This window comes from Burkholderia semiarida, assembly GCF_029268935.1.
Lineage (GTDB): Bacteria > Pseudomonadota > Gammaproteobacteria > Burkholderiales > Burkholderiaceae > Burkholderia > Burkholderia semiarida.
This window is the reverse complement of the sequence record NZ_JAHLCL010000007.1, coordinates 2,098,780-2,124,904: the sequence shown is the minus strand read 5'-3', so window position 1 is coordinate 2,124,904 and position 26,125 is coordinate 2,098,780. Positions and strand designations below refer to the sequence as shown.

30 protein-coding genes and 1 riboswitch are annotated in these 26,125 nt (G+C 68.0%); of the genes, 26 read left to right on the top strand and 4 right to left on the bottom strand.

The features are described from left to right. Positions 1–370 precede the first annotated feature (370 nt). From KPB06_RS22835 to KPB06_RS22820, 4 genes are all read right to left on the bottom strand, one after another. Positions 371–1,654, bottom strand: coding sequence for a D-amino acid dehydrogenase (locus KPB06_RS22835; RefSeq protein WP_060009398.1), 1,284 nt, complete (start codon positions 1,652–1,654; stop codon positions 371–373). A gap of 25 nt (positions 1,655–1,679) precedes the next feature. Further along, positions 1,680–2,942, bottom strand: coding sequence for an MFS transporter (locus KPB06_RS22830; protein ID WP_060009401.1), 1,263 nt, complete (start codon positions 2,940–2,942; stop codon positions 1,680–1,682). A 128-nt stretch (positions 2,943–3,070) separates the two neighbouring features. Then, positions 3,071–3,847 (bottom strand): SDR family oxidoreductase, encoded by a 777-nt coding sequence (locus KPB06_RS22825; RefSeq protein ID WP_060009405.1) that lies wholly within the window; start codon positions 3,845–3,847, stop codon positions 3,071–3,073. Then, positions 3,844–5,613, bottom strand: a complete 1,770-nt coding sequence (locus tag KPB06_RS22820) for an ABC transporter ATP-binding protein/permease (RefSeq protein ID WP_059577278.1) — start codon at positions 5,611–5,613, stop codon at positions 3,844–3,846. Before KPB06_RS22820 ends, KPB06_RS22825 begins: the two co-directional genes overlap by 4 nt. 271 nt (positions 5,614–5,884) lie before the next feature. Then, positions 5,885–6,008, top strand: a riboswitch (TPP riboswitch). A 225-nt stretch (positions 6,009–6,233) separates the two neighbouring features. Between KPB06_RS22820 and KPB06_RS22815 the strand changes: the two genes are divergently transcribed. From KPB06_RS22815 to KPB06_RS22690, 26 genes are all read left to right on the top strand, one after another. Further along, entirely contained in the window at positions 6,234–7,370 is a 1,137-nt protein-coding gene (locus tag KPB06_RS22815) for an FAD-dependent oxidoreductase (protein ID WP_059577275.1), read from the top strand. 32 nt (positions 7,371–7,402) lie between these two features. Continuing rightward, positions 7,403–7,600, top strand: coding sequence for a sulfur carrier protein ThiS (gene thiS / locus KPB06_RS22810; protein WP_027783340.1), 198 nt, complete (start codon positions 7,403–7,405; stop codon positions 7,598–7,600). Positions 7,601–7,638: 38 nt separating this feature from the next. After that, on the top strand, positions 7,639–8,454 hold the full coding sequence (locus KPB06_RS22805) for a thiazole synthase (RefSeq protein WP_059577272.1): 816 nt from the start codon (positions 7,639–7,641) through the stop codon (positions 8,452–8,454). Further along, complete coding sequence (gene thiE / locus KPB06_RS22800; protein WP_275905641.1) at positions 8,451–9,575, top strand: thiamine phosphate synthase; 1,125 nt, start codon at positions 8,451–8,453, stop codon at positions 9,573–9,575. Before KPB06_RS22805 ends, thiE begins: the two co-directional genes overlap by 4 nt. Positions 9,576–9,659: 84 nt before the next feature. Then, positions 9,660–10,481, top strand: coding sequence for an ABC transporter ATP-binding protein (locus tag KPB06_RS22795; RefSeq protein ID WP_006477138.1), 822 nt, complete (start codon positions 9,660–9,662; stop codon positions 10,479–10,481). After that, a complete protein-coding gene (gene mlaE / locus KPB06_RS22790) occupies positions 10,478–11,245 on the top strand; it encodes a lipid asymmetry maintenance ABC transporter permease subunit MlaE (protein ID WP_050013133.1) in 768 nt (255 codons plus the stop codon). Before KPB06_RS22795 ends, mlaE begins: the two co-directional genes overlap by 4 nt. Positions 11,246–11,269: 24 nt before the next feature. After that, complete coding sequence (mlaD, locus tag KPB06_RS22785; RefSeq protein WP_275905642.1) at positions 11,270–11,824, top strand: outer membrane lipid asymmetry maintenance protein MlaD; 555 nt, start codon at positions 11,270–11,272, stop codon at positions 11,822–11,824. Positions 11,825–11,856: 32 nt separating this feature from the next. Next, positions 11,857–12,819, top strand: coding sequence for an MlaA family lipoprotein (locus tag KPB06_RS22780; protein WP_059640236.1), 963 nt, complete (start codon positions 11,857–11,859; stop codon positions 12,817–12,819). A 111-nt stretch (positions 12,820–12,930) separates the two neighbouring features. Beyond that, positions 12,931–13,560, top strand: a complete 630-nt coding sequence (locus tag KPB06_RS22775; RefSeq protein WP_059577402.1) for an MlaC/ttg2D family ABC transporter substrate-binding protein — start codon at positions 12,931–12,933, stop codon at positions 13,558–13,560. Next, positions 13,557–13,832 carry an STAS domain-containing protein gene (locus KPB06_RS22770; RefSeq protein ID WP_060009414.1) on the top strand — a complete coding sequence of 92 codons (276 nt, stop codon included), beginning with the start codon at positions 13,557–13,559 and terminating at the stop codon, positions 13,830–13,832. Before KPB06_RS22775 ends, KPB06_RS22770 begins: the two co-directional genes overlap by 4 nt. 192 nt (positions 13,833–14,024) lie before the next feature. After that, entirely contained in the window at positions 14,025–14,951 is a 927-nt protein-coding gene (locus tag KPB06_RS22765; protein ID WP_011694114.1) for an ABC transporter ATP-binding protein, read from the top strand. Next, complete coding sequence (locus KPB06_RS22760) at positions 14,948–15,769, top strand: ABC transporter permease (protein WP_226094291.1); 822 nt, start codon at positions 14,948–14,950, stop codon at positions 15,767–15,769. Before KPB06_RS22765 ends, KPB06_RS22760 begins: the two co-directional genes overlap by 4 nt. A gap of 56 nt (positions 15,770–15,825) precedes the next feature. Further along, a complete protein-coding gene (locus KPB06_RS22755; protein WP_006477131.1) occupies positions 15,826–16,065 on the top strand; it encodes a BolA family protein in 240 nt (79 codons plus the stop codon). Positions 16,066–16,079: 14 nt separating this feature from the next. Next, entirely contained in the window at positions 16,080–17,429 is a 1,350-nt protein-coding gene (gene murA / locus KPB06_RS22750) for a UDP-N-acetylglucosamine 1-carboxyvinyltransferase (RefSeq protein WP_059577265.1), read from the top strand. Then, positions 17,426–18,079, top strand: a complete 654-nt coding sequence (gene hisG, locus KPB06_RS22745; RefSeq protein WP_034209773.1) for an ATP phosphoribosyltransferase — start codon at positions 17,426–17,428, stop codon at positions 18,077–18,079. The genes murA and hisG overlap by 4 nt, the downstream gene beginning before the upstream one ends. 24 nt (positions 18,080–18,103) lie before the next feature. Next, positions 18,104–19,420 (top strand): histidinol dehydrogenase, encoded by a 1,317-nt coding sequence (gene hisD, locus KPB06_RS22740; RefSeq protein WP_059577262.1) that lies wholly within the window; start codon positions 18,104–18,106, stop codon positions 19,418–19,420. A 140-nt stretch (positions 19,421–19,560) separates the two neighbouring features. Then, entirely contained in the window at positions 19,561–20,634 is a 1,074-nt protein-coding gene (hisC, locus tag KPB06_RS22735; RefSeq protein ID WP_059577259.1) for a histidinol-phosphate transaminase, read from the top strand. Between the two features lie 65 nt (positions 20,635–20,699). Continuing rightward, a complete protein-coding gene (hisB, locus tag KPB06_RS22730; RefSeq protein WP_006477126.1) occupies positions 20,700–21,287 on the top strand; it encodes an imidazoleglycerol-phosphate dehydratase HisB in 588 nt (195 codons plus the stop codon). A gap of 61 nt (positions 21,288–21,348) precedes the next feature. Continuing rightward, positions 21,349–21,969, top strand: a complete 621-nt coding sequence (locus tag KPB06_RS22725; RefSeq protein WP_059577253.1) for a MarC family protein — start codon at positions 21,349–21,351, stop codon at positions 21,967–21,969. Beyond that, a complete protein-coding gene (hisH, locus tag KPB06_RS22720; protein ID WP_059577249.1) occupies positions 21,966–22,607 on the top strand; it encodes an imidazole glycerol phosphate synthase subunit HisH in 642 nt (213 codons plus the stop codon). The genes KPB06_RS22725 and hisH overlap by 4 nt, the downstream gene beginning before the upstream one ends. Positions 22,608–22,771: 164 nt before the next feature. Continuing rightward, on the top strand, positions 22,772–23,527 hold the full coding sequence (hisA, locus tag KPB06_RS22715; protein WP_059577248.1) for a 1-(5-phosphoribosyl)-5-[(5-phosphoribosylamino)methylideneamino]imidazole-4-carboxamide isomerase: 756 nt from the start codon (positions 22,772–22,774) through the stop codon (positions 23,525–23,527). A 105-nt stretch (positions 23,528–23,632) separates the two neighbouring features. After that, positions 23,633–24,406, top strand: coding sequence for an imidazole glycerol phosphate synthase subunit HisF (gene hisF / locus KPB06_RS22710; RefSeq protein ID WP_039366643.1), 774 nt, complete (start codon positions 23,633–23,635; stop codon positions 24,404–24,406). Then, entirely contained in the window at positions 24,406–24,822 is a 417-nt protein-coding gene (gene hisI / locus KPB06_RS22705; RefSeq protein ID WP_059577245.1) for a phosphoribosyl-AMP cyclohydrolase, read from the top strand. Before hisF ends, hisI begins: the two co-directional genes overlap by 1 nt. After that, positions 24,819–25,184, top strand: a complete 366-nt coding sequence (locus KPB06_RS22700) for a phosphoribosyl-ATP diphosphatase (protein ID WP_027783358.1) — start codon at positions 24,819–24,821, stop codon at positions 25,182–25,184. The genes hisI and KPB06_RS22700 overlap by 4 nt, the downstream gene beginning before the upstream one ends. A gap of 69 nt (positions 25,185–25,253) precedes the next feature. Beyond that, complete coding sequence (locus KPB06_RS22695; RefSeq protein ID WP_059236499.1) at positions 25,254–25,646, top strand: DUF4870 family protein; 393 nt, start codon at positions 25,254–25,256, stop codon at positions 25,644–25,646. A gap of 31 nt (positions 25,647–25,677) precedes the next feature. After that, positions 25,678–26,043: a histidine triad nucleotide-binding protein gene (locus tag KPB06_RS22690; protein ID WP_027783360.1), complete on the top strand. Its 366-nt coding sequence runs from the start codon at positions 25,678–25,680 to the stop codon at positions 26,041–26,043. Positions 26,044–26,125: the final 82 nt, after the last annotated feature.

Here is a 26,125-nt window from a genome sequence, read left to right as displayed (position 1 = left end):
AGTTACGAGGCGGTCTAAGGCGAAGGGGGTATTTGTTCAGGAGACGTATGCCCGCCGGGGATTCAACCTGCGGCGGTAAGCGCTGTTTGAGGATTGCTGCCGAATCAGTCGGTCGCCCGACATCATTGCGCTGGTTTTACCGAGCGGAAGCATCCGAGTTCTTTCGCGCCCGGTGACGTAACAGTCGTGATGTAGCTGGCCTCGCTCGATCTCGATCGACTCCTGATCGGCCGGGAGTGCCGGTAGCGGGGCGCCGATCGCCGCGGCCGAAGGCCGGACGCCGCCGCGGTAGCGACCCGCGCCGACGGCCGCGCGCCATGCCGCTGGTCGCGACCGTGCATCGCTTCGACGGTACGACCGGCCGGCTGCACTACCCGTCGTAGCGCGCGAGCGTCAGCCCGGCCAGATCGATCTCCGGCGTCCGTCCAGTGACGAGATCCGCCACCACCTTTCCCGACCCCATCGACATCGCCCAGCCCGTCGAGCCGTGGCCGACGTTGAGCCAGAGGCCGTCGATCCCGCTCGCGCCGAGCAGCGGCGGGCCATCGGGCGTCATCGGCCGGCGGCCGACCCAGAAACGCGCCGACGCGCGATCGGCCGCGTGCGGGAACCAGTCGTCGAGCACCTTCATCAGCGTGTCGAGCGCCTGCTGCCGCAATGCCGCCCGGCGGTTGCCGAGCTCCGCGGTGCCGGCGACGCGCAGCGTCGGGCCGAAGCGCGTGATCGCGGTCTTCAGCGATTCGTCCATCAGCGCGGCGCACGGTGCCTTTTCATCGTCGACGACCGCGAGCGTGGCCGAGTAGCCCTTCACCGGATACAGCGGCACGTCGATGCCGTGCGGCCGCAGCAGGCCCGCGCTGTCGACGCCGAGCGCGACGACGATCGCGTCGGCGGCGAGCAGCGCATCGCGCCGGGCGGCGGCGCCTGGGCCGAGCGAGTCGACCCGCACGCCGCGCACCTTGCCGCTCGCGACATCGAGCGCGCGAATCGCGGTGCGAAACCGGAACGTCACGCCGTTCGCTTCGCACAGCGCCCGCAATTCGCGCGTGAAGCGCGCGCAGTCGCCCGCTTCGTCGTCGGGCAGGTAGATACCGCCGACGGGCGGCTGCCGCGCCCAGCGCAGGCCCGGTTCGATCGCGGTGCAGCCGGCGGCATCCAGTTCGCGAAACGCGATTCCGGCATCGCGCAGCACCTTCAGCGCGGGCTGCGCCATCTCGACGTCGAACGCGCCGCGCAGCAGTTGCAGGTAGCCGCGGCTCGCGCCGTAGTCGAATGGATGACGTTCGCGAAACGCATGCAGGCACGCGCGGCTGTAATACGCGATGCGCTGCATCCGCTGCTTGTTCACGCGAAACCGCTCGAATTCGCATTCGCGCAGCCAGCGCGCGATCCAGCGCCACTGCGCGGCATCGAGCGTCGGCCGGAAGATCAGCGGCGACGCGGGCTTGAACAGATATTTGAGGATCTTGCCGGGCATCCCGGGCGCGGCCCACGGCGTCACGTAGCCGGGCGCGATCACGCCTGCGTTGCCGAGGCTCGTCGCTTGCGCGACGTCGGCCTCGCGTTCGATCACGGTGACGTCGCAGCCTGCTTCGCGCAGGTGCCAGGCGGTGGTGACGCCGATCACGCCGGCGCCGAGAACGATCGCGTGCATGCGGTGTCCGGAACGAAACGGGGGCTCACGACGCGACGGCCGGATCGTCGGCGAGCGACTTGCCGCGCGTTTCGGGCAGCACGAGCGCCGCGACGATCACGAGCAGGTAGCCGCCGCCCGCGACGAGGCCGATCGCCTTCACGAGCGACATCGACTGCGACAGCGCGCCGACGAGGATCGGGAAGAACGAGCCCAGCCCGCGGCCGAGGTTGTAGCAGAAGCCCTGGCCCGAGCCGCGGATCGCGCCCGGATACAGCTCCGACAGATACGCGCCGACGCCCGCGAAGATGCCCTGCACGACGATGCCGAGCGGGAAGCCGAGCAGCAGCATCGCGGTATCGGTGATCGGCAGCATCGTGTACGCCATGCCGAGCGAGAACGAGCCGACCGCGAACAGGATGAACGACGCGCGGCGGCCGAGCCGGTCGGACAGGATCGCGCCGACCACGTAGCCGACGAACGAACCGACGATCAGCACGACCAGATAGCCGCTCGTGTTGAATACCGACAGGTGGCGCACGGTTTTGAGATAGGTGGGCAGCCACGTCGTGATCGCGTAGTAGCCGCCGAGCATGCCGGTGCACAGCGCGCTGCCGAGCAGCGTCGCACGCAGGTGCGGCGGCGAGAAGATCTCGAGGAAATGGCCCGACACGCGGCCTTCGTCGCGCGCGCGGCGCGTGGCCGTGTAGATGTCGGGATCGCTGACGTTGCGGCGGATGTAGAGAATCCACAGCGCGGGCACGATGCCGATCCAGAAGCACGCGCGCCACGCGACCTGCTCGGGCAGCAGCGCGAAGAACGCCCAGTAGAGGATCGCGGCCGCGCCCCAGCCGAACGACCAGCTGCTCTGCACGGTGCCGACGGCCTTCGCGCGATGCTCGGGCGAGCGGATCGTCTCGGCCATCATGATCGTCACGACCGACCATTCGCCGCCGAAACCGAAACCCTGCAGCGTGCGCGTCGCAAGGAGCTGCCAGAACGAATGCGTGAAGCCGGACAGGCACGTGAACAGCGCGAACGTCGCGATCGTCCACTGCAGCACGCGTACGCGGCCGTAGCGGTCGGCGAGGATGCCGGCGACCCAGCCGCCGATCGCCGACGAGATCAGCGAGCTCGTCGCGATCATCCCGGCCTCACTCTTCGTCATGCCCCAGGTCGCGATCAGCGTCGGAATCAGGAACGAATAGATCATGAAGTCGAACGCATCGACCGCATAGCCGCCGAAGCCGGCATACAGCGTCCGGCGTTCGCGCGTCGATAGTTCGTTGAACCACTGGAATGCCTGCATGCTTGCCGCTCCCTGTCGCCTCGTCTGGTCCCGCGCTGCCGCGTCGCGGCTATTTTACGGGCGCGATCCTGCCCGCCAAAAAGGCGGCTTCGGGTTCGTGCGGAAAGGGCGGAGGGAAGGGCGACGCGTCAGAGCGTCAGGCCGCCATCGACGTGGATGACCTGGCCGGTGATCTGCCGCGCCGCGTCCGACAGCAGGAACGCGATCAGCGCGGCGACGTCGCCGGGCTCGGCGATCCGGCCGAGCGGCGTCGCCTGTTCGGCCTGCGCCCACGCGGCGGCGTTGCCGGCGCTCGGCCCGTGATCCTTGCGCGTGAAACCCGGCGCGACCGCGTTGACGGTGATGCCGTGCGCGGCGAATTCGGCGGCCGCGGTGCGCACCAGCGATTCGAGCGCCGCTTTCGCGGCGGCGGTAGCCGCGAACGGCGCATCGGCGCGGTAGCGGTGCGCGACGAACGAACTGACCGCGACGATCCGCGGTGCGGCCGACGCTTCGAGCAGCGGCCGCGCGCGGCCCGCGAGCGCGGAGAATGCGCCGGGCATCGCCGCGAAGGCGGACGCGAGCGCGCCCGCGGAAAGATCGGAAAAGGATTGCCGTGCGGCGAAACCGGCGTTCGCGACGAGTTGATCGAGCCCGCCGAAGCGGGTGGCGGCTGCGTCGACGAGCGCGGCGGCAACACCCGGCTCGCCGAGATCGCCGGTCAGCGTCAGGCATTCCGCGCCGGCCGCCGTGCACGCATGGGCGACGTCGGCGAGCCGCGCGCGTGCCGCATCGTCCGCGCCGCGCGCATGCAGCGCCAGCGCGACGCCAGGCGCCGCGAGCCGCCGCGCGAGCGCCGCGCCGATCCCCGAACCTGCGCCGGTGATCAGCGCGATCCGTGCGATGGGCGCGGCGCGTGCGCTCACGCGGCGACCTTGTCGTCGTCGTTCACGCGCTCGACGTTGATCGTGCCGACGTGGAACGCGGCGAGCGACTCGCGGTGCGCGATGCTGACGATCGCGGCCTTCGGCAGCCGTTCGGCGAACAGGTGATAGAGGCGCGCCTCGTTGTCGGCGTCGAGCGCGCTGGTCGCTTCGTCGAGGAACAGGAAGTCGGGCTTGTGCAGCAGCACGCGCGCGCCGGCCAGACGCTGCTGCTCGCCCGGCGACAGCACGCGGGTCCAGTGCGCGGTTTCGTCGAGGCGCTCGACGTAATCCTCGAGGCGGCACGCGCGCAGCGCGTCGCGGCACGCTTCGTCGCTGAACGTGTCGGGCGTCGCCGGGTAGGTGAGCGCGGCTTTAAGCGTGCCGATCGGCAAGTAGCTCGTTTGCGGCACGAACATCATCCGCGCGCCGACCGGCGCGTCGATCGCGCCGTCGCCGAACGGCCACAGGCCCGCGAGCGCGCGCATGAACGTGCTCTTGCCGGAACCGGACTTGCCGACCACGAGCCAGCGCGAGCCGGGCTCGATCGTGACGTCGCCGATGTTGGCGAGCGCGTTGCCGTTCGGCAGCGCGAGCTTGAGCGACGACGTGGACAGCTTCGCGGCGTCGATGTAGTGCAGGTTGATGCCGCCGTGCTCGGTCGCGGGCGACAGGCTTTCCTTCAGGTGCGACGTGCCCATCACGCGCTTGAATTCGCGCAGACGGTTGACGGTGGCGCGCCATTCGACGAGCGAGCCGTAACTATTGATGAACCACGAAAACGAGTCGCTGACACTACCGAAGGCCTGCGAAATCTGCATCAGTGTTCCGAACGAGAAGGCACCTGCGAAGTATGCGGGGGCCGCTGCGATCAACGGAAAGATATTCGCGACTTGGCTGTAGAAATTCAACACGAAGTTCAGCCGCATTGTGTACTTCATCAGTCGCCACCAGTTGTCACGGATTCGACCGAAAAGTTGTCGCGCATTATTGCCTTCGAAATCGGCGCCGTCATAGAACGCGATCTGTTCGGCGTTTTCTCGTACGCGAATCATACCGAAGCGAAAGTCGGCTTCGACACGCTGTTGCTGGTAGTTGATCGACACAAGCGGATGGCCGGCCCGATGCATTAGGTAAGAGCCAACTAGCGCATATATTGCAGCGACCCACACCATGTAGCCCGGAATGACGATAGACGTACCACCGATCGGAACGGTCAGCGGACCGGCCAGGGTCCACAGGATCACGGTGAATGACGCAAGCGATGCAACAGTCGACAACAGATCAAGCGACAGCGAGAGCGAAGTGGTTGCGAACGCTTGAAGGTCATCGGTGATGCGCTGGTCGGGGTTGTCGGTCAATCGGTCCCGCTCGATCCGATAGAACGCACGGTCATTCAACCATTCATCGAGGAATCGGTTAGTGAGCCATTGCCGCCAGCGGAACGAAAGCATCTGGGTCAGATAGCGGCGGAACACGAACAGAATAATGGCGCCAAACGCGATGGCACAGAATTCCAGCATCAGATGTGGAAAGTGCTGTGCATCCTTTGCCTGCAATGTGTTCGTGAATCGTCCGTACCATCCGTTGAAGCGCACGCTTAGCCATACGCTCGCGAAGTTCATTGTGATGATCGTGACCAGCAGCCCCCACGCGATTTTCCATTCGGACGACACCCAGTAGGGCTTGATGAGGCTCCATGCGGATACCGGGCGCTCGTCCTGCGGCGCGTCGGAGGCGGAGCGGACGGGATCGATCGATTGGGTCATGTGCTTCCTGATGATGAGCCGGCGCGCGGGCCGGGCGAAACCGGGGCGCGCGCCGCGATACGGCATGCCGGGGCGCGGCGCCGAGTGACGGCGGGCGTCCGGATGGTCGCCCGTGCGTCTTAAACGGCACTTAAAAACCGGCGGTGACGCGGCAACCGGCCGCTCGCGCGGCCGGCCTGCGGGCATTGTGCCAGAGCGGCGCAACACGCCGGCGAATTTGCCGCAACGGGGACAGTTTGCGGCGCTTTCCGCTTTTATGGTCTAATGGCCGACGACGAAACAGGGGTGCTTCGTGACGCGGCCGGCGGATGTTCCGGGCAGCGCGGCGAGGCTGAGAAAGACCCTTCGCACCCGATCCGGGTAATACCGGCGAGGGAAGTTTCTGATCCCGCCGGGCCGCGCTGGCCGCCATCCCACATGGTCAGCGCCCGAGTCCCGCCCGGCCGGCCTTTGCTGCCGGTTTCGTCCTTTTGGGTACGCGCATTGCGCGTTACGGAAGGAATGATGACCGCACAATCTTCAGTCTTTTGCCCGGTTCCCGGCCCGATGTCGCGTGCGTTCGCATGCGGCGGCGCGCACGCGTCGACGTTCGTCGCGCGTGAGCGCGCGGAGGGCGGGCGATGAACGTCCGGGACGCACGGCCCGATTTCGCGGTGCTCGGCGGCGGCCTCGTCGGCCGCCTGATCGCATGGCGGCTCGCCGGCGATGGCCATCGCGTCGCGCTCTACGAGCGCGGCGGCCCGGACGGCGAGCAGTCGGCCGCGTGGGTCGCGGCCGCGATGCTCGCGCCGCTCGCGGAAGCCGCGAGCGCGGAGCTGCTGATCACCGAGCTCGGCGCCGCGTCGCTCGCGCGCTGGCCGCAGTGGCTAGCGGAACTGCCCGAACCCGTCTTCTTCCAGCATCACGGCACGCTCGTCGTCTGGCATCAGGCCGACCGCGCGGAGGCGCCGCTGTTCGAGCGGCGCGTGCGTGCGAACGCGCCGGCCGAGCTGTTCGACGGCGGCTTCGTGACGCTGGCCGGTGCGCAGGTCGACGCGGCCGAACCCGCGCTCGCGGGCCGCTTCGCACGCGGGCTGCTGCTGCCGCGCGAAGGCCAGCTCGACAACCGTCAGGCGCTGCGCGCGCTGGCGGCGGGCCTCGCGCAGCGCGGCGTCGAAACGCACTGGCGCGCGTCGGTCGACGACACGAGTCCGCCCGCCGCGCATTTCACGATCGATTGCCGGGGGCTCGGCGCGAAACCCGCGCTGCCGGCGCTGCGCGGCATCCGCGGCGAGGTCGCGCGCGTGCATGCGCCCGGCATCGGGCTCACGCGGCCCGTGCGGCTGCTGCATCCGCGCTATCCGCTGTACGTCGCGCCGAAGCAGGACGATCTCTATGTGATCGGCGCGACCGAGGTGGAGGGCGAGGACATGTCGCCCGTCAGCGTGCGTTCCGCGCTCGAACTGCTGAGCGCGGCGTTTTCCGTGCATCCGGCGTTCGGCGAGGCACGCATCCTCGAACTCAACGCGCAATGCCGGCCGACGCTGCCCGATCATCGCCCGGCCGTGATCTGGGACGGCGCGTCGACGCTCGCCGTCAACGGCCTGTACCGGCATGGCTTCATGATCGCGCCGGAAGTCGCGCAGGCGGCCGTCGCGTTCGCGCAGGCCGCGCTCGGCGGCGCGCTCGGCGATCCCGACGCGTTCGCCGCGTGGCGCGCCGCCGCCCGCTGGCCGACCCTGCTTCATCACCGTAACGACGCGCGCCAGCCGGCCTGACGCGCGCCGCCGACCGAATCCGACCGAGCCTCATGGATATCCAGATCAATCAACAGACTCTGACGCTGCCCGACGGCGCGACGGTGGCCGACGCATTGGCCGCGTACGGCGCGCGTCCGCCGTACGCGGTCGCGCTGAACGGCAACTTCGTCGCGCGCACGCAGCATGCGGCGCGCGCGCTCGCGGCGGGCGACAAGCTCGACGTCGTGCACCCCGTCGCGGGCGGCTGAGCGCCGCCGGTTCGTCCCCGCTCTTCCAGGAAAACGACATGACGTCCCCCACCTCCGCCGACGCGCTCACGCTGTACGGCGTAACCTTCGCAAGCCGCGTGCTGCTCGGCACGTCGCGCTATCCGTCGCTGCAGTCGCTGTCCGATTCGATCGCCGCGTCGCGCCCCGGAATGGTGACGGTCGCGCTGCGCCGGCAGATGACGGGCGGCACGGCCGAAGCCGGCTTCTTCGACCTGCTCAAGCGCCACGCGGTGCCGCTGCTGCCGAACACGGCCGGCTGCCAGACCGTCGCCGAAGCGGTGACCACCGCGCACATGGCGCGCGAGGTATTCGATACCGACTGGATCAAGCTCGAACTGATCGGCGACGACTACACGCTGCAGCCCGACCCGGTCGGGCTGATCGAAGCCGCGGCGCAACTGGTCAAGGACGGCTTCAAGGTGCTGCCGTACTGCACCGAGGATCTCGTGATCGGCCGGCGCCTGCTCGACGTCGGCTGCGAGGCGCTGATGCCGTGGGGCGCGCCGATCGGCACCGGCAAGGGCGTCGTGAATCCGTACGGTCTGCGCGTGCTGCGCGAACGGCTGCCGGACGTGCCGCTGATCGTCGACGCGGGGCTCGGCGTGCCGTCGCACGCGTGTCAGGTGATGGAGTGGGGCTTCGACGGCGTGCTGCTGAATACGGCCGTGTCGCAGGCCACGCACCCGGAAATCATGGCGCGCGCGTTCGCGCAGGGCGTCGAGGCCGGCCGCGCCGCGTATCTCGCCGGCCCGATGGATGCGCGCGAGACCGCGCACGCGAGCACGCCGGTCGTCGGGATGCCGTTCTGGCACCAGGACGGGGGCGGCGCATGAGCGCGCGCTTCGCCAATGCGTTCTGGCCGCCGGCCGACGAACTGGCCGAAGCGGCCGAGCGGATTCGCGCGCGGCTCGGCGACTGGCCGGACGGCGCGGCGCCGTGGCGGCTCTGCGTGGCGGCGCCCGACGTGCCGGCCGACGGCGACGTGCTGATCGTGTCGGCGGGCGACCGTGCCGCGCAGGCGCGTGCGTCGGCCGTGTCGCGGCCTGCGTCGCCGGACGCGGTGGCGATCGAATTCGACGAGGGCGGCGCCGTGCTGCATGCGGCCGGCGTGCGCTACGCGCTCGACGCCGCGCATCCGCTCGCGGACGACTGGATCGCGGCGCTCGCCGCGTTCCTCGATTGCGGCTTCGCGCCGGTCGACGCGCTGGTGCTCGCGCTGGCGTGGCGTGACGGCGACGAGACGCGCGCCGCCGACGCATGGCCGGTCGATGCCGCGCGATTCCCGCGTGTCGGCGGGCTGCCGCCTGCGCCGGAGCCGGCGTTCGCGCCGTGCCCCGCGCGGCTCGGCCTCTATCCGGTCGTGCCGAGCGCCGCATGGGTCGAGCGCGTGCTCGACGGCGGCGCGCGAACCGTGCAATTGCGCGTGAAGGATGCGGCGCCGGACGCGCTGCGCCGGGAAATCGCGCGCGCGGTCGCGGCGGGGCGCCGCTATCCCGATGCGCGCGTGTTCATCAACGATCACTGGCAGATCGCGGTAGAAGAAGGCGCGTACGGCGTCCATCTCGGCCAGGAGGACCTCGAAACGGCCGACCTGGCCGCGATCGCGCGCGCGGGCGTGCGGCTCGGACTTTCGAGCCACGGTTATTACGAGATGTTGCGCGCGCTGCACGCGCGGCCGAGCTATCTCGCGCTCGGCCCCGTGTACGCGACCGCGACGAAGGCCGTCGCCGCGCCGCCGCAGGGCCTCGCGCGGATTGCCCGCTACGCGCGCTTCGCCCGGGCGCGCGCGCCGCTCGTCGCGATCGGCGGGGTCGGGCTCGACACGCTGGCGGCCGTGCTGGGCACAGGCGTCGGCAGTGTCGCGGTGGTCAGCGCGGTCACGGGCGCGGCCGATTATCGGACGGCGCTTATTGCACTGCAGCAGTGCTTTGCCGGACAATTTGACAATCATTGACCGCAGGGCCCGGAACGGCGTCACGACATCATTCCAATGCAGGCCCTATAATTCGGCGTTCTGCGTAAAAGGACTGTCAGCTCCGTGAGCCCCACTCCTACCGAGACCCTGCTGGAACTTCGCGACGTCGACTTCGGCTATGGCGACCGCCTCGTCCTGTCCAACCTGAACCTGCGCTTCGGGCGCGGGCAGGTCGTCGCGGTCATGGGCGGCTCGGGTTGCGGCAAGACCACCGTGCTGCGCCTGATCGGCGGCCTCGTGCGTGCGCGCCGCGGCCAGGTGCTGTTCGACGGCGCCGACGTCGGCGCGCAAACGCGCGACGGCCTGTACGCGCTGCGCCGCAAGATGGGCATGCTGTTCCAGTTCGGCGCGCTGTTTACCGACATGTCGGTGTTCGAGAACGTCGCGTTCGCGCTGCGCGAGCATACCGACCTGCCCGAAGACCTGATCCGCGACCTCGTGCTGATGAAGCTCAACGCGGTCGGGCTGCGCGGCGCGCGCGACCTGATGCCGTCCGAGGTGTCGGGCGGGATGGCGCGCCGCATCGCGCTGGCGCGCGCGATCGCGCTCGATCCGCAGCTCATCATGTACGACGAGCCGTTCGCGGGCCTCGATCCGATCTCGCTCGGCATCACCGCGAACCTGATCCGCACGCTGAACCAGGCGCTCGGCGCGACGTCGATCCTCGTCACGCACGACGTGCCGGAATCGTTCGCGATCGCCGACTACGTGTATTTTCTGGCCAATGGCGGCGTGCTCGCGCAGGGCACGCCCGACGAGCTGCGCGCGTCGACCGATCCGAGCGTGCGGCAGTTCATCGACGGCGCGCCGGACGGCCCGTTCAAATTTCATTACACGAGCCCGCCGCTGGCAGCGGATTTCGGGCTCGGCGGAGGGCGCGCATGATCAGCGCGATCGGACGTTACGTCATCGGCGGCCTCGAGCGGGCGGGCTACGGCACGCGCCTGTTCGTGCGCCTCGTGCTGGAATTCTTCCCGCTGCTGCGCCGGCCGCGGCTCGTCACGAAGCAGATCCACTTCCTCGGCAACTATTCGTTCGTGATCATCGCCGTGTCGGGGCTGTTCGTCGGCTTCGTGCTCGGCCTGCAGGGGTATTACACGCTGAACCGCTACGGTTCCGAGCAGGCGCTCGGCCTGCTGGTCGCGCTGTCGCTCGTGCGCGAGCTCGGGCCGGTCGTCACCGCGCTGCTGTTCGCGGGCCGCGCGGGCACGTCGCTCACGGCCGAGATCGGCCTGATGAAGGCCGGCGAGCAACTTACCGCGCTCGAGATGATGGCGGTCGACCCGATCAAGAACGTGATCGCGCCGCGCATGTGGGCCGGCATCATCGCGATGCCGCTGCTGGCCGCGATCTTCAACGCGGTCGGCGTGCTCGGCGGCTATTTCGTCGGCGTCGTGCTGATCGGCGTCGATCCGGGCGCGTTCTGGTCGCAGATGCAGGGCGGGGTCCAGGTGTGGGCCGACGTCGGCAACGGCGTGATCAAGAGCATCGTGTTCGGGTTCGCCGTGACCTTCATTGCACTGTTTCAAGGGTATGAAGCGAAGCCCACGCCCGAAGGCGTGTCGCGCGCGACCACCAAGACGGTCGTGTTCGCGTCGCTCGCCGTACTCGGCCTCGATTTCCTGCTGACCGCGCTGATGTTCAGCTAAGCCTCAGCCAAGCCAAATTTTGGGATGACGATGAAAAAGACTGCTCTCGACTTCTGGGTCGGCCTGTTCGTGGTGGTGGGCTTCCTCGCGGTGCTGTTCCTGGCACTGAAGGTCGGCAACATGAGCTCGCTGTCGTTTCAGCCGACCTACTCGGTGAGAATGAAATTCGACAACATCGGCGGCCTGAAGCCGCGCGCGGCCGTGAAAAGCGCGGGCGTCGTGGTCGGCCGCGTGAAGTCGATCGGGTTCGATACCAACACCTACCAGGCGGTCGTCACGATCGACGTCGACGGTCAGTATCAATTCCCGAAGGATTCGTCGGCGAAGATCCTGACGTCCGGCCTGCTCGGCGAGCAATATATCGGCCTCGATCCGGGCGGCGACACCGAAATGCTGAAGGCCGGCGATACGATCACGATGACGCAATCGGCGATCGTGCTCGAGAACCTGATCGGCCAGTTCCTGTACAGCAAGGCCGCCGACGCGGGCGGCGCGAAGCCGGCAGCCGGGGCACCGGCGGCGCCCGCCGCGCCGGTGGCGGTGCCGGCGTCCGCGGTGTCCGGCGCTGCAGCCCAATAACCACACGAGAGAAAGACAAGAGGGTAATGACCATGCACACGATCCGCATCAGGCACGCCGCGCTGGCGGTTGCGGCAGTCGCCGCGTTGAGCGGCTGCGCGACCGTGCAGACGCCGACCAAGGGCGATCCGCTCGAAGGCTTCAACCGGACGATGTACAAGTTCAACGACACGGTCGACACGTACGCGCTGAAGCCGGTCGCGAAGGGTTACCAGTACGTGGTGCCGCAGCCGGTGCGTGACAGCGTGACGAACTTCTTCTCGAACATCGGCGACGTCTACATCGCGGCGAACAACATCGTGCAGCTGCGGATCGCCGACGGCGTCGGCGACATCATGCGCGTCGTGATCAACACGGTGTTCGGCGTCGGCGGCCTGTTCGACGTCGCGACGATCGCGAAGCTGCCGAAGCACACGGCCGACTTCGGGATCACGATGGGCCGCTACGGCATGCCGTCGGGCCCGTACCTCGTGCTGCCGCTGCTCGGCCCGAGCACGCTGCGCGACACGGCCGGCCTCGGCGTCGACTACGTCGGCAACCCGCTCACCTACGTGAAGCCGGACGGCCTGAGCTGGGGCCTGTTCGGCGTGAACCTCGTCAACACGCGCGCGAACCTGCTCGGCGCGGGCGACGTGCTGGATGCCGCGGCGCTCGACAAGTATTCGTTCGTGCGCAATGCGTATCTGCAGCGCCGCCAGATGCTGATCAGCAACGCGCGCGGCGAGGCCGCCGCGACGTCGAGCAACGACGCGCTGCCGAAGTACGACTTGCCGGAAGACGGCGCGGCACCGGCGGCAGCCGGCGCGGCCGGTACGGCGGGCGCGGCGGCGGTGGGCGGGGCGGCGCCGGCGGGCGCATCGGGCGCGGCGGTCGCCGCGCCGGCCTCGGGCACGGCCGAAGCGCCGAACCCGGCCAGCGAGACGAACGTACCGGCGATGCAGGTGGCGCCGCCGTCGCCGGGCGGGCTCCGGTTCCCGAGCATCCGGCTGCACTGACGGGCTTACATTCGTTACAGCCGGAAACGATTCAGTCGGTAGCGTAGGCGAACTTGCGCGTAAGCTACCTGCTCCAACCTTCGCATCGACTCATTCATGCAGGCCACTATGATGAAAAAACTGTTCCTGATCCCCGTTTTCGCGGCGCTGTTCTCGTTCGGCGGCGCAGCTCACGCGCAAGTCGACCAGTCGAACCCGCAAGCGCTGATCAAGACGGCGACGCAGCAGGTCCTCGACGAAGTCAAGCAGCAGACGATCAAGCAGGGCGACACCAACCGCATCATCTCGATCGTCAACAAGGACATCCTGCCGTACACCGATTTCCGCCGCACGACGCAGCTCGCGATGGGCCGCAACTGGCGCACGGCGACGGCCGAGCAGCAGCAGCAGGTTCAGGAGCAGTTCAAGCTGCTGCTGATCCGCACGTATTCGGGCGCACTCGCGCAACTGAAGCCCGACCAGCAGATCCAGTACCCGCCGTTCCGCGCCGATCCGGCCGATACCGACGTGGTGGTCAAGACGGTCGCGATGAACAACGGCCAGCCGGTCCAGATCGATTACCGCCTGTACAAGACGGCGAACGGCTGGAAGGTGTACGACCTGAACGTGCTCGGCGCATGGCTGATCCAGACGTACCAGCAACAGTTCAACGAGAAGATCCAGCAAAGCGGCGTGGACGGCCTGATCAAGTTCCTGACGCAGCGCAACCAGGAGCTTGCCGCGGGCAAGCAGGCGTCGTGAGCGGCTTCGAAGCCGGCTCCTCGCTGACCGTCGCGAGCGCGAAGTCCGCGCTCGCGGACGGTCTTGCGCACATCGGCGCGGGCGCGACCGCCGTCGATTGCGCGGCGCTCGCGCAGTTCGACTCGTCCGCGCTCGCCGTGCTGCTCGCATGGCAACGTGCCGCCAAGGCGCGCGGCGCGGCCCTCGACATCCTCAATCTCCCTCCGAAGCTCGCCAGCCTCGCGCGCGCCTACGGCGTCGACGCGCTCATCGAAGGCGCCGGGCGACATTGACCCTGTCCGACCGAAGCCTGCCGCGCCAGCCGGCGCGCGCACGCTTCAGGCCGCGCGCCGTCGGCGCCGGCTCCCCCAGCCGGTTTGCCCTATAATCAAGCGTTTTGCGGGGCAGCCAATCGGCGTCCGGCCCCCATTTTCTTTCGCAGCAAGCACAGAATAGGCGTCGCGGCCGTTGCGCCGCGCACAGTCATGTCAGCCATAGAAATCCGTCACGTCAAGAAGCGCTACAAGTCGCTTCAGGCGCTCAAGGGCGTCAGCCTGTCGGTCGAGGAAGGCGAGTTTTTCGGTCTGCTCGGCCCCAACGGCGCAGGCAAGACCACGCTCATCAGTATCCTCGCCGGGCTCGCCCGGGCCGACGAAGGCAGTATCTCGGTGCGCGGTCACGACGTCGTCCAGGACTTCCGCAACGCGCGCCGCGCCCTCGGCGTCGTTCCGCAGGAACTCGTTTTCGACCCGTTCTTCACCGTCCGCGAGACGCTGCGGATCCAGTCCGGCTATTTCGGGCTGCGCCGCAACGACGACTGGATCGACGAAGTGATGGCCAATCTCGATCTCACCGAGAAAGCCGACGCGAACATGCGTGCGCTGTCGGGCGGGATGAAGCGCCGCGTGCTCGTCGCGCAGGCGCTCGTGCACCGGCCGCCCGTGATCGTGCTCGACGAGCCGACCGCCGGCGTCGACGTCGAATTGCGCCAGACCCTGTGGAAATTCATCTCGCGCCTGAACCGCGAGGGTCACACGATCGTGCTGACCACCCATTACCTCGAGGAAGCCGAGTCGCTGTGCGACCGTATCGCGATGCTGCGCCGGGGCGAGGTCGTCGCGCTCGACCGCACCGATGCGCTGCTGCGCCGCTTCGCGGGGCTGCAGCTGTACCTGCGGCTCGCGACGGGCGCGCTGCCGGCCGAGCTGCGCGGGCTGGAGACCGATCCGGCCGCGCGCGCGCCGGGCGAGCACCTGCTGCGCCTCGCGAGCTATGACGAGGTCGAGCGCATCCTCGCGCAATGCCGCGCGGCCGGCTGCACGTTCGACGAGATCGAGGTCCGCAAGGCCGACCTCGAGGATGTGTTCGTCCAGGTGATGAACGGGGCCGAGGTGATCGAGGGTCTGGCATGAATCAACACTCCCCACGCGAACTGCGTTCGCTGCCGCTCGAAGGGGCGGCCCGGCGCGTGCCGGGAAGCGGGTTTCGGACGCTGTTCTACAAGGAACTGCTGCGTTTCTGGAAGGTGTCGTTCCAGACGGTGCTCGCGCCGATCGTGACGGCGCTGCTGTACCTGACGATCTTCGGCCATGCGCTGTCGGGCCGCGTCGAGGTGTATCCGGGCGTCGAATACGTGAGCTTTCTCGTGCCGGGCCTCGTGATGATGAGCGTGCTGCAGAACGCGTTCGCGAACAGCTCGTCGTCGCTGATCCAGTCGAAGATCACCGGCAACCTCGTGTTCATGCTGCTGCCGCCGCTGTCGTACCGCGACATCTTCGGCGCGTACGTGCTCGCGTCCGTCGTGCGCGGGCTCGCGGTCGGCACCGGCGTGTTCGTCGTGACGATCTGGTTTATCCCGATGCACTTCGCGGCGCCGCTGTTCATCATGGCATTCGCGCTGCTCGGCTCGGCGATCCTCGGCACGCTCGGCCTGATCGCCGGGATCTGGGCCGAGAAGTTCGACCAGCTCGCCGCGTTCCAGAACTTCCTGATCATGCCGCTGACGTTCCTGTCCGGCGTGTTCTATTCGACGCATTCGCTGCCGCCCGTGTGGCGCGAAGTGTCGCGTCTCAACCCGTTTTTCTACATGATCGACGGCTTCCGTTTCGGGTTCTTCGGCGCGTCCGACATCAACCCGTTCGCGAGCCTCGCGATCGTCACCGGTTTCTTCGTGCTGCTCGCGCTGATCGCGATGCGGCTGCTCGCGACCGGCTACAAACTGCGTCATTGATATCGACAGGCCGCGGCCGCCCCACGGGCGGCGCGCGCCGACAGGAGCCTTACACCATGTTGCCGACTCCCGAACAGGTCAAGCAATACATCGCCGGCGGTCTCGCCTGCACGCATCTGGAAGTCGAAGGCGACGGCCAGCATTTCTTCGCGACGATCGTGTCGGCGGCCTTCGAAGGCAAGCGGCCGATCCAGCGGCACCAGCTCGTCTATGCGGCGCTCGGCGATCGCATGAAGCAGGAAATTCACGCGCTCAGCATGAAGACGCTGACGCCCGCCGAATGGCAGAACGCATAAACGGAAATCACTGAGTGCAAGTCACCGTCAACGAGCGCGACGCCGTCCAGAGCGTCGCCACGGCACACCCGGCCGCCAACGGGGAATCGCAGGGACAGGGGATGGACAAACTCGCGATCGAAGGCGGCAACCGCCTGTCCGGCGAGATCGTCGTGTCGGGCGCGAAGAACGCCGCGCTGCCGATCCTGTGCGCGGGCCTGCTCAGCGCCGAGCCGGTCGAGCTCGACAACGTGCCGAACCTGAAGGACGTGCGCACGACGCTGAAGGTGCTGAACCAGATGGGCGTGAAGAGCGAGACCGACGGCTGCCGCGTGCAGCTCGACGCGTCGCGCGTCGACAACCTCGTCGCGCCGTACGAACTCGTGAAGACGATGCGCGCGTCGATCCTCGTGCTCGGGCCGCTGCTCGCGCGCTTCGGCGAGGCGAAGGTGTCGCTGCCGGGCGGCTGCGCGATCGGCGCGCGGCCGGTCGACCAGCACATCAAGGGCCTGCAGGCGATGGGCGCGGATATCAGCATCGAGCACGGCTTCATCGAAGCGCGCGCGAAGCGCCTGAAGGGCGCGCGCATCGTGACCGACATGATCACGGTGACGGGGACGGAAAACCTGCTGATGGCCGCGACGCTCGCCGACGGCGAGACGGTGATCGAAAACGCCGCGCGCGAGCCGGAAGTGAGCGATCTCGCACACTTGCTGGTCGCGATGGGCGCGAAAATCGACGGCATCGGCACCGACCGCCTCGTGATCCAGGGCGTCGAGCGGCTGCACGGCGCCCGCCACGCGGTGATCCCCGACCGTATCGAGGCCGGCACGTTCCTGTGCGCGGTCGCGGCCGCCGGCGGCGACGTGATGCTGACGGGCGTGCGCCCGCACATCCTCGACGCGGTGATCGACAAGCTGCGCGAAGCCGGCGTGTCGATCGAGGAAGGCGACAGCTGGCTGCGCGTGAAGATGGACCGCCGCCCGCAGGCGGTGACGATCCGCACGTCGGAATACCCGGCCTTCCCGACCGACATGCAGGCGCAGTTCATGGCCCTCAATACGGTCGCGACGGGCACCGCGCAGGTCGTCGAAACCATTTTCGAGAACCGCTTCATGCACGTGCAGGAGCTGAACCGGCTCGGCGCGAACATCACGATCGACGGCAACACGGCGCTCGTGACGGGCGTCGACAAGCTGTCGGGCGCGAACGTGATGGCGACCGACCTGCGTGCATCGGCGAGCCTCGTGATCGCCGGGCTGCGCGCCGACGGCGAAACGCTCGTCGACCGCATCTATCACCTGGACCGCGGCTACGACCGCATGGAAGCCAAACTGACCGCCGTCGGCGCGAACGTGCGCCGCCTTTCCGGGAGCCAAGCATGAGCGCGCCGCTGACCCTCGCCCTGTCGAAGGGCCGGATTTTCGAGGAAACCCTGCCGCTGCTGGCCGCCGCCGGCGTGCAGGTGGCCGAGGACCCGGAAACGTCGCGCAAGCTGATCCTGCCGACGACCGATCCGAACCTGCGCGTGATCATCGTCCGCGCGAGCGACGTGCCGACCTACGTGGAATACGGCGCGGCCGATTTCGGCGTGGCCGGCAAGGACGTGCTGGTCGAGCACGGCGGCTCGGGCCTGTACCAGCCGATCGATCTGAACATTGCGCGCTGCCGGATGTCGGTGGCCGTGCCGGCCGGCTTCGACTACGCGAACGCGGTGCGCCAGGGCGCGCGCCTGCGGGTCGCGACCAAATACGTCGAAACGGCGCGCGAACACTTTGCCGCGAAGGGCGTGCACGTCGACCTGATCAAGCTGTACGGCTCGATGGAGCTCGCGCCGCTGGTCGGCCTGGCCGACGCGATCGTCGACCTCGTCAGCTCGGGCGGCACGCTGAAGGCGAACAATCTGGTCGAGGTCGAGGAGATCATGGCGATCTCGTCGCGCCTCGTCGTGAACCAGGCCGCGCTGAAGTTGAAGCGCGCGGCGCTCAAGCCGATCCTCGACGCGTTCGAACGCGCGTCGCAGAATGGCGGTTGAGCGCATCACCGTAACGGAACTCCCATGTCCATCACCATCCGCAAGCTCGATTCGACGAACGAAGGCTTCGGCGCCGCGCTGCGCGCCGTGCTCGCGTTCGAGGCGAGCGAAGACGAAGCGATCGAGCAATCGGTCGCGAAGATCCTCGCCGACGTGAAGTCGCGCGGCGACGCCGCGGTGCTCGAGTACACGAACCGCTTCGACCGGCTGAGCGCGACGAGCGTCGGCGCGCTCGAACTGCCGCAGGACGCGCTGCAGACGGCGCTCGACGGCCTCGCGCCGAAGGCGCGCGCGGCGCTGGAAGCCGCCGCCGCCCGCGTGCGCGCGTACCACGAGAAGCAGAAGATCGAGTGCGGCACGCATAGCTGGCAGTACACGGAAAGCGACGGCACGGTGCTCGGCCAGAAGGTCACGCCGCTCGACCGCGTCGGCCTGTACGTGCCGGGCGGCAAGGCCGCGTATCCGTCGTCGGTGCTGATGAACGCGATTCCCGCGCGCGTCGCCGGGGTCGGCGAAATCGTGATGGTCGTGCCGACGCCGGACGGCGTGAAGAACGACCTCGTGCTGGCCGCGGCGCTGCTCGGCGGCGTCGATCGCGTGTTCACGATCGGCGGCGCGCAGGCGGTCGGCGCGCTCGCGTACGGCACGCAGACGGTGCCGGCCGTCGACAAGATCTGCGGCCCCGGCAACGCGTACGTCGCGTCGGCGAAGCGCCGCGTGTTCGGCACGGTCGGCATCGACATGATCGCCGGGCCGTCGGAAATCCTCGTGCTGTGCGACGGGACGACCGATCCGAACTGGGTCGCGATGGACCTGTTCTCGCAGGCCGAGCACGACGAACTCGCGCAATCGATCCTGCTGTGCCCGGACGGCGCGTTCCTCGAGCGCGTCGAGAAGGCGATCGACGAGCTGCTGCCGACCATGCCGCGCCAGGACGTGATCCGTGCGTCGCTCGAAGGCCGCGGCGCGCTGATCAAGGTGCGCGACATGGCCGAGGCGTGCCGGATCGCGAACGACATCGCGCCGGAACACCTCGAAATCTCGGCGCTGGAGCCGCAGCAATGGGGCCAGCAGATCCGCCACGCGGGCGCGATCTTCCTCGGCCGCTACACGAGCGAGAGCCTCGGCGACTACTGCGCGGGCCCGAACCACGTGCTGCCGACGTCGCGCACCGCGCGCTTCTCGTCGCCGCTCGGCGTGTACGACTTCATCAAGCGTTCGAGCCTGATCGAGGTCAGCGCGGAAGGCGCGCAGACGCTCGGCGAGATCGCGTCCGAGCTCGCGTACGGCGAAGGGCTGCAGGCGCACGCGAGGAGCGCCGAGTTCCGGATGAAGGGCTGAGCGCGCAGGGTGCGCGGGGCCGGGCAGGCGCCGATGCGCCGCGCCGGCCGCCCCGGATCGGGGCAGGGGACCAGTGCAGGGCGGCAGCCGCCGCCTTGCCGACCATTTGACGCCGGCGCGATGCACGCCGGCTTGAAACCATGACGACGCCACAAGACATCATCCGCCGCGACGTGCTCGCGATGACCAGCTATCCGGTGCCGGACGCGAGCGGGTTCGTGAAGCTCGACGCGATGGAGAACCCGTATCCGCTGCCCGAACCGCTCGCCGCGGCGCTCGGCGAGCGGCTCGCGCAGGTCGCGCTGAACCGCTATCCGGCGCCGCGCCCGGCCGCGCTGCTCGACAAGCTGCGCCATGCGATGGGCGTGCCGGCCGGCTGCGACGTGCTGCTCGGCAACGGCTCCGACGAAATCATCAGCATGATCTCGGTCGCGTGCGCGAAGCCGGGTGCGAAGGTGCTCGCACCGGTGCCGGGCTTCGTGATGTACGAACTGTCGGCGAAGTTCGCGCAGCTCGAATTCGTCGGCGTGCCGCTGAAGGCCGACCTGACGCTCGACGCCGACGCGCTGCTCGCGGCGATCGCCGAGCACCGGCCGGCGATCGTCTATCTCGCGTATCCGAACAACCCGACCGGCACGCTGTACGACGATGCCGACGTCGAACGGATCGTCGCGGCCGCGCGGCACAGCCTGATCGTGATCGACGAGGCGTACCAGCCGTTCGCCGAGCGCTCGTGGCTGCCGCGCGCCGCCGAGTTCGACAACGTCGTCGTGATGCGCACGGTGTCGAAGCTCGGCCTCGCGGGCATCCGCCTCGGCTATCTCGTCGGGTCGCCCGCGTGGCTGAACGAATTCGACAAGGTGCGGCCGCCGTACAACATCAACGTGCTGACCCAGGCGACCGCCGATTTCCTGCTCGACCACCTCGACGTGCTCGACGCGCAGGCGGCCGAATTGCGCGCGGAACGCGCGCGCCTCGCGCAGGCGGTGGCCGCGCTGCCGGGCGCGACGGTGTTCCCGAGCGCCGGCAATTTCCTGCTGGTGCGCGTGCCGGACGCGGCTGCCGTGTTCGATGCGCTGCTCACCGAGCGGGTGCTGGTCAAAAACGTGAGTAAAATGCATCCGTTACTGGCCGAATGCGTGCGGCTGACCGTCGGTTCTCCCGACGAAAACGCTCGCCTCCTGGCCGCCTTGAAACTCGCGCTGCCCGGTTGAGCCCAGGGCGCGGCGGCGCGCGACGATCAATCCCCATTTACATCAGACTCAATCAAGGAATTGCCATGCGTGTGGCGGAAGTCGTTCGCAATACCAGCGAAACGCAGATCCGTGTGAAGCTCGATCTCGACGGCACCGGCCAGCAGAAGCTGGCCACCGGTGTGCCGTTTCTCGACCATATGCTCGACCAGATCGCGCGACACGGTCTGGTCGATCTCGAGGTCGAAGCGCACGGCGACACGCATATCGACGATCACCACACGGTCGAGGATGTCGGCATCACGCTCGGTCAGGCCGTCGCGAAGGCGATCGGCGACCGCAAGGGCATCCGCCGCTACGGCCACTCGTACGTGCCGCTCGACGAGGCGCTGTCGCGCGTCGTGATCGACTTCTCCGGCCGGCCGGGCCTCGAATTCCACGTGCCGTTCACGCGCGCGCGGATCGGCACGTTCGACGTCGACCTGTCGATCGAATTCTTCCGCGGGTTCGTGAACCACGCGGGCGTCACGCTGCACATCGACAACCTGCGCGGGATCAACGCGCACCATCAGCTCGAGACGGTGTTCAAGGCCTTCGGCCGCGCGCTGCGCGCGGCGGTGGAGCTCGACGAGCGCGCGGCGGGGCAGATTCCGTCGACCAAAGGCAGCCTCTGAACCTCCGGACGGACGACGCCAAGGACAACCTCACGGCTTCGGCGCGGCGCGCCGGCTTGCGATGGATCTGCTCAAATCGTTCATTTCGCTGCTCGCGCTGATCAATCCGGTCGGCGCGGTGCCGTTCTTCCTGAGCCTGACGGCGCAGCAGACGGACGGCGAGCGGCGGCGCACGATCCGGATCGCATCGGTGTCGGTGTTCTGCGTGATGACGGTGACCGCGCTGCTCGGGCAGCAGATCATCAACTTCTTCGGCATTTCGGTCGGGTCGCTCGAGGTGGGCGGCGGGATCATCATGCTGCTGATGGCGATCAACATGCTGAACGCGCAGATCGGCAACACGCGATCCACGCCGGAGGAGCGCCACGAAGCCGAGCTGAAGGACAACATCGCGGTCGTGCCGCTGGCGATTCCGCTGCTCACGGGCCCCGGCTCGATCAGCACGGTGATCATCTATGCGGCGAACGCGCATCACTGGTATGAGCGGGCCGGGCTGGTCGCGATCGGCGCGGTCCTGGCTGTTCTGTGTTTCGTCGCGATGCGGCTCGCCGAGCCGATCGCGAACTGGATCGGCCGCACCGGCATCAACATCGCCACGCGGCTGATGGGTCTGATGCTGTCGGCGCTGGCGGTGGAATTCATCGTCGATGGACTGAGGGCGCTACTGCCTGCACTGAGATGAAAACTTCGATTGCGATTGTGGATTATGGGATGGGCAACCTGCGCTCGGTCGCGCAGGCGCTCAAGAAGGCCGAACCGGCCGCCGACGTGGCGATCGTCGACACGCCGGCCGCGATTCGCGCGGCCGACCGCGTCGTGCTGCCCGGCCAGGGCGCGATGCCCGACTGCATGCGTTGCCTCGGCGAATCGGGGCTGCAGGAAGCGGTGATCGACGCATCGCGCACGAAGCCGCTGCTCGGCGTGTGCGTCGGCGAGCAGATGCTGTTCGACTGGAGCGCGGAAGGCGACACGAAGGGCCTGGGCCTGTTGCCCGGCAAGGTCGTGCGTTTCGAGCTGGACGGCCGGCTGCAGGACGACGGCTCGCGCTTCAAGGTGCCGCAGATGGGCTGGAACCGCGTGCGCCAGGCGCAGCCGCACCCGCTGTGGGACGGCGTGCCCGACGACGCGTATTTCTACTTCGTGCACAGCTACTACGTGACGCCGGACAACCCGGCGCACACGGTAGGCGAAACGGCTTACGGTGCGCCGTTTACGTCCGCGGTCGCGCGGGACAACCTCTTCGCGACCCAATTCCACCCGGAGAAAAGCGCGGAGGTCGGGTTGCGTCTGTATCGCAACTTCGTGCACTGGAAACCGTAAAACGTGGTGCGCGAGCCACAGTCGACCTGGCCGAACGGCCTGTCGCACGTGGCACGCGCGCTTAAGCGCCGAAAGAGTTGTACTAAACTAGCGAGACGGCGCGGCACCGGTTTGGCCGGTACGCGCCGGATTCTTTTCATTTTCCACGACGACACCCGATTGCTATGTTGCTGATTCCGGCCATCGATCTCAAAGACGGTCAGTGTGTGCGCCTGAAACAGGGCGATATGGACCAGGCCACGATTTTCTCCGAGGACCCGGCGGCGATGGCCCGCAAGTGGGTCGACCTCGGCGCACGGCGGCTCCATCTCGTCGACCTGAACGGCGCATTCGCCGGCAAGCCGAAGAATCTCGACGCGATCGAAGCGATCCTCGACGAAGTCGGCGACGAAATCCCCGTACAGCTCGGCGGCGGCATCCGCAGCCTCGAGACGATCGAGAAGTATCTCGACGCCGGCCTGTCCTACGTGATCATCGGCACCGCGGCCGTGAAGAATCCGGGCTTCCTGCAGGACGCGTGCACCGCGTTCTCCGGCAACATCATCGTCGGGCTGGACGCGAAGGACGGCAAGGTCGCGACCGACGGCTGGAGCAAGCTGACGGGCCACGAGGTGATCGATCTCGCGAAGAAGTTCGAGGACTACGGCGTCGAATCGATCGTCTACACGGACATCGGCCGCGACGGGATGCTGCAGGGCATCAACATCGACGCGACCGTGAAGCTCGCGCAGGCGGTCGGCATCCCGGTGATCGCGAGCGGCGGCCTGTCGAACCTCACGGACATCGAGAGCCTGTGCGAAGTGGAAGAGCACGGCGTCGAAGGCGTGATCTGCGGCCGGGCGATCTACTCCGGCGATCTCGATTTCGCGGCCGCGCAAAAGCGCGCGGACGAACTGAACGGCGAACTCGACAACGCGTAACCGCGGTCGTCCCGTTCGCCGGGGCTGCCCGCGGGCAGCCCCGCCGGAAGCCTCGCGCGAGGCTTCCGTAACCGGCCGTCCCAGCGCGGCATTTGGCGCAACATCATGGCTCTAGCTAAACGCATCATCCCCTGCCTGGACGTGACCGCCGGGCGTGTCGTCAAGGGCGTCAACTTCGTCGAGCTGCGCGACGCCGGCGACCCCGTCGAAATCGCCCGCCGCTACGACGACCAGGGTGCCGACGAACTCACCTTCCTCGACATCACCGCGACCTCCGACCAGCGCGACCTGATCCTGCCGATCATCGAAGCCGTCGCGTCGCAGGTATTCATTCCGCTGACCGTCGGCGGCGGCGTGCGCGCCGTCGAGGACGTGCGGCGCCTGCTGAACGCGGGCGCGGACAAGGTCAGCATGAACTCGTCGGCGGTCGCGAATCCGCAGCTCGTGCGCGACGCGGCCGACAAGTACGGCTCGCAGTGCATCGTCGTCGCGATCGACGCGAAGCGCGTATCGGCCGACGGCGAGACGCCGCGCTGGGAAGTGTTCACGCACGGCGGCCGCAAGAACACGGGCCTCGACGCGATCGAATGGGCGCGCAAGATGGCCGAGCTCGGCGCGGGCGAGATCCTGCTCACGAGCATGGACCGCGACGGCACGAAGTCGGGCTTCGACCTCGCGCTCACGCGCGGCGTGTCGGACGCGGTGCCGGTGCCGGTGATCGCATCGGGCGGCGTCGGCTGCCTGCAGGATCTCGCGGACGGCATCAAGGACGGCCGCGCCGACGCGGTGCTGGCCGCGAGCATCTTCCACTACGGCGAGCACACGGTCGGCGAGGCGAAGCGCTTCATGGCCGATCAGGGCATCCCGGTGAGGCTGTGATGAATACCGAAACGAAATCCCTGCCCGCGTGGCTCGACAAGGTCCGCTGGGACGACAACGGCCTCGTGCCGGTGATCGCGCAGGAAGCGTCGACGAACGACGTGCTGATGTTCGCATGGATGAACCGCGAGGCGCTCGCGAAGACGGTCGAGACCCGGCGCGCGGTCTACTATTCGCGTTCGCGCAAGCGCCTGTGGTTCAAGGGCGAGGAGTCGGGCCACGTGCAGCACGTGCACGAGGTGCGGCTCGACTGCGACGAGGACGTCGTGCTGCTGAAGGTCGAGCAGGTGTCGGGCATCGCGTGCCACACCGGCCGGCATTCGTGCTTCTTCCAGAAATTCGAAGGTACGGTGGACAGCGGCGACTGGGTCGCGGTCGAGCCGGTGCTGAAAGACCCCGAACACATCTACAAATGACGCAATCGACCGAAGACACGCTGCTGCGCCTCGCGGCCGTGATCGATAGCCGCAAGGGCGGCGATCCCGATCAATCGTACGTGTCGCGCCTGTTCCACAAGGGCGACGACGCGGTGCTGAAGAAAATCGGCGAAGAGGCGACGGAAGTCGTGCTCGCCGCGAAGGACGTGCGCCAGGGCGGCGCGCCGGGCGCGCTCGTCGGCGAGGTGGCCGACCTGTGGTTCCACTGCCTCGTGATGCTGTCGCATTTCGACCTGAGCCCGGCCGACGTGATCGCCGAACTCGAGCGCCGCGAAGGCTTGTCGGGCATCGAGGAAAAAGCGCTGCGCAAGCGTCGCGAGCGCGAGGAAAACGGCGGGTGACGGGCAGGCCCGCCGCGGTGGCAACAGTGCGGTAAGCTGTAAGAATTGTCATCCAACGGGGGTAGCATCATGAACGATACGTCGAACCAGTTTCCGACGCCGGCGGTGCCGGGCGCAGCGGACGCCGAACGCCTGAACGGGCTGCGCACGCTCACGCACGTGCTCTACGGCCTCTATGCATTTCACTGGCTGACGGGCGGCGTGACGGGCATCATTGCGATCATCATCAACTACGTGAAGCGCGGCGATGTGGCCGGCACGCCGTACGCCGATCACTTCGAGTGGCAGATCCGCACGTTCTGGCGCGCGCTGATCGCCTACGTGATCGGGTTCGCGCTGGCCTTCGTGGTGATCGGATTCGCGGTGATGTTTGTCACGTGGATCTGGACGCTGTACCGTATCATCAAGGGTTGGCTGTACCTGAACGACAACAAGACGCTCGATCCGCAGGCGTGGTTCTGACCGGCCGCGGGCGGGCGTTTGCAGGAGCAACATGAGTCACGATCCGAATTGCCTGTTCTGCAAGATCGCGGCAGGCGAGATCCCGAGCACGAAGGTGCACGAGGACGATGAATTCGTCGCGTTCCGCGACATCCGCCCGGCGGCCGACACGCACGTGCTCGTGATTCCGCGCCGGCACCTGCCGACGCTGTCGGCGGCAGGTGAGGCCGATGCGCCGATGCTCGGCCGGCTGATGCTGCTCGTCGCGCGTCTGGCCGACCAGCTCGGCGTCGCGTATACGGGCGGCGAAACGGGTTTTCGCACGGTGATCAACACGGGCCCGGGCGGCGGGCAGGAGGTCTACCACCTGCACGCGCATATCCTGGCCGGCCCGCGCCCGTGGCAGCGAATGGGTTGACGACGCGGGGCGTTTCCCCGCATCCGATAGTCGAAGCCGGCGCGTCGCCGGCGATTTGCGCCGCATGGCGGCGTGGTTGAGG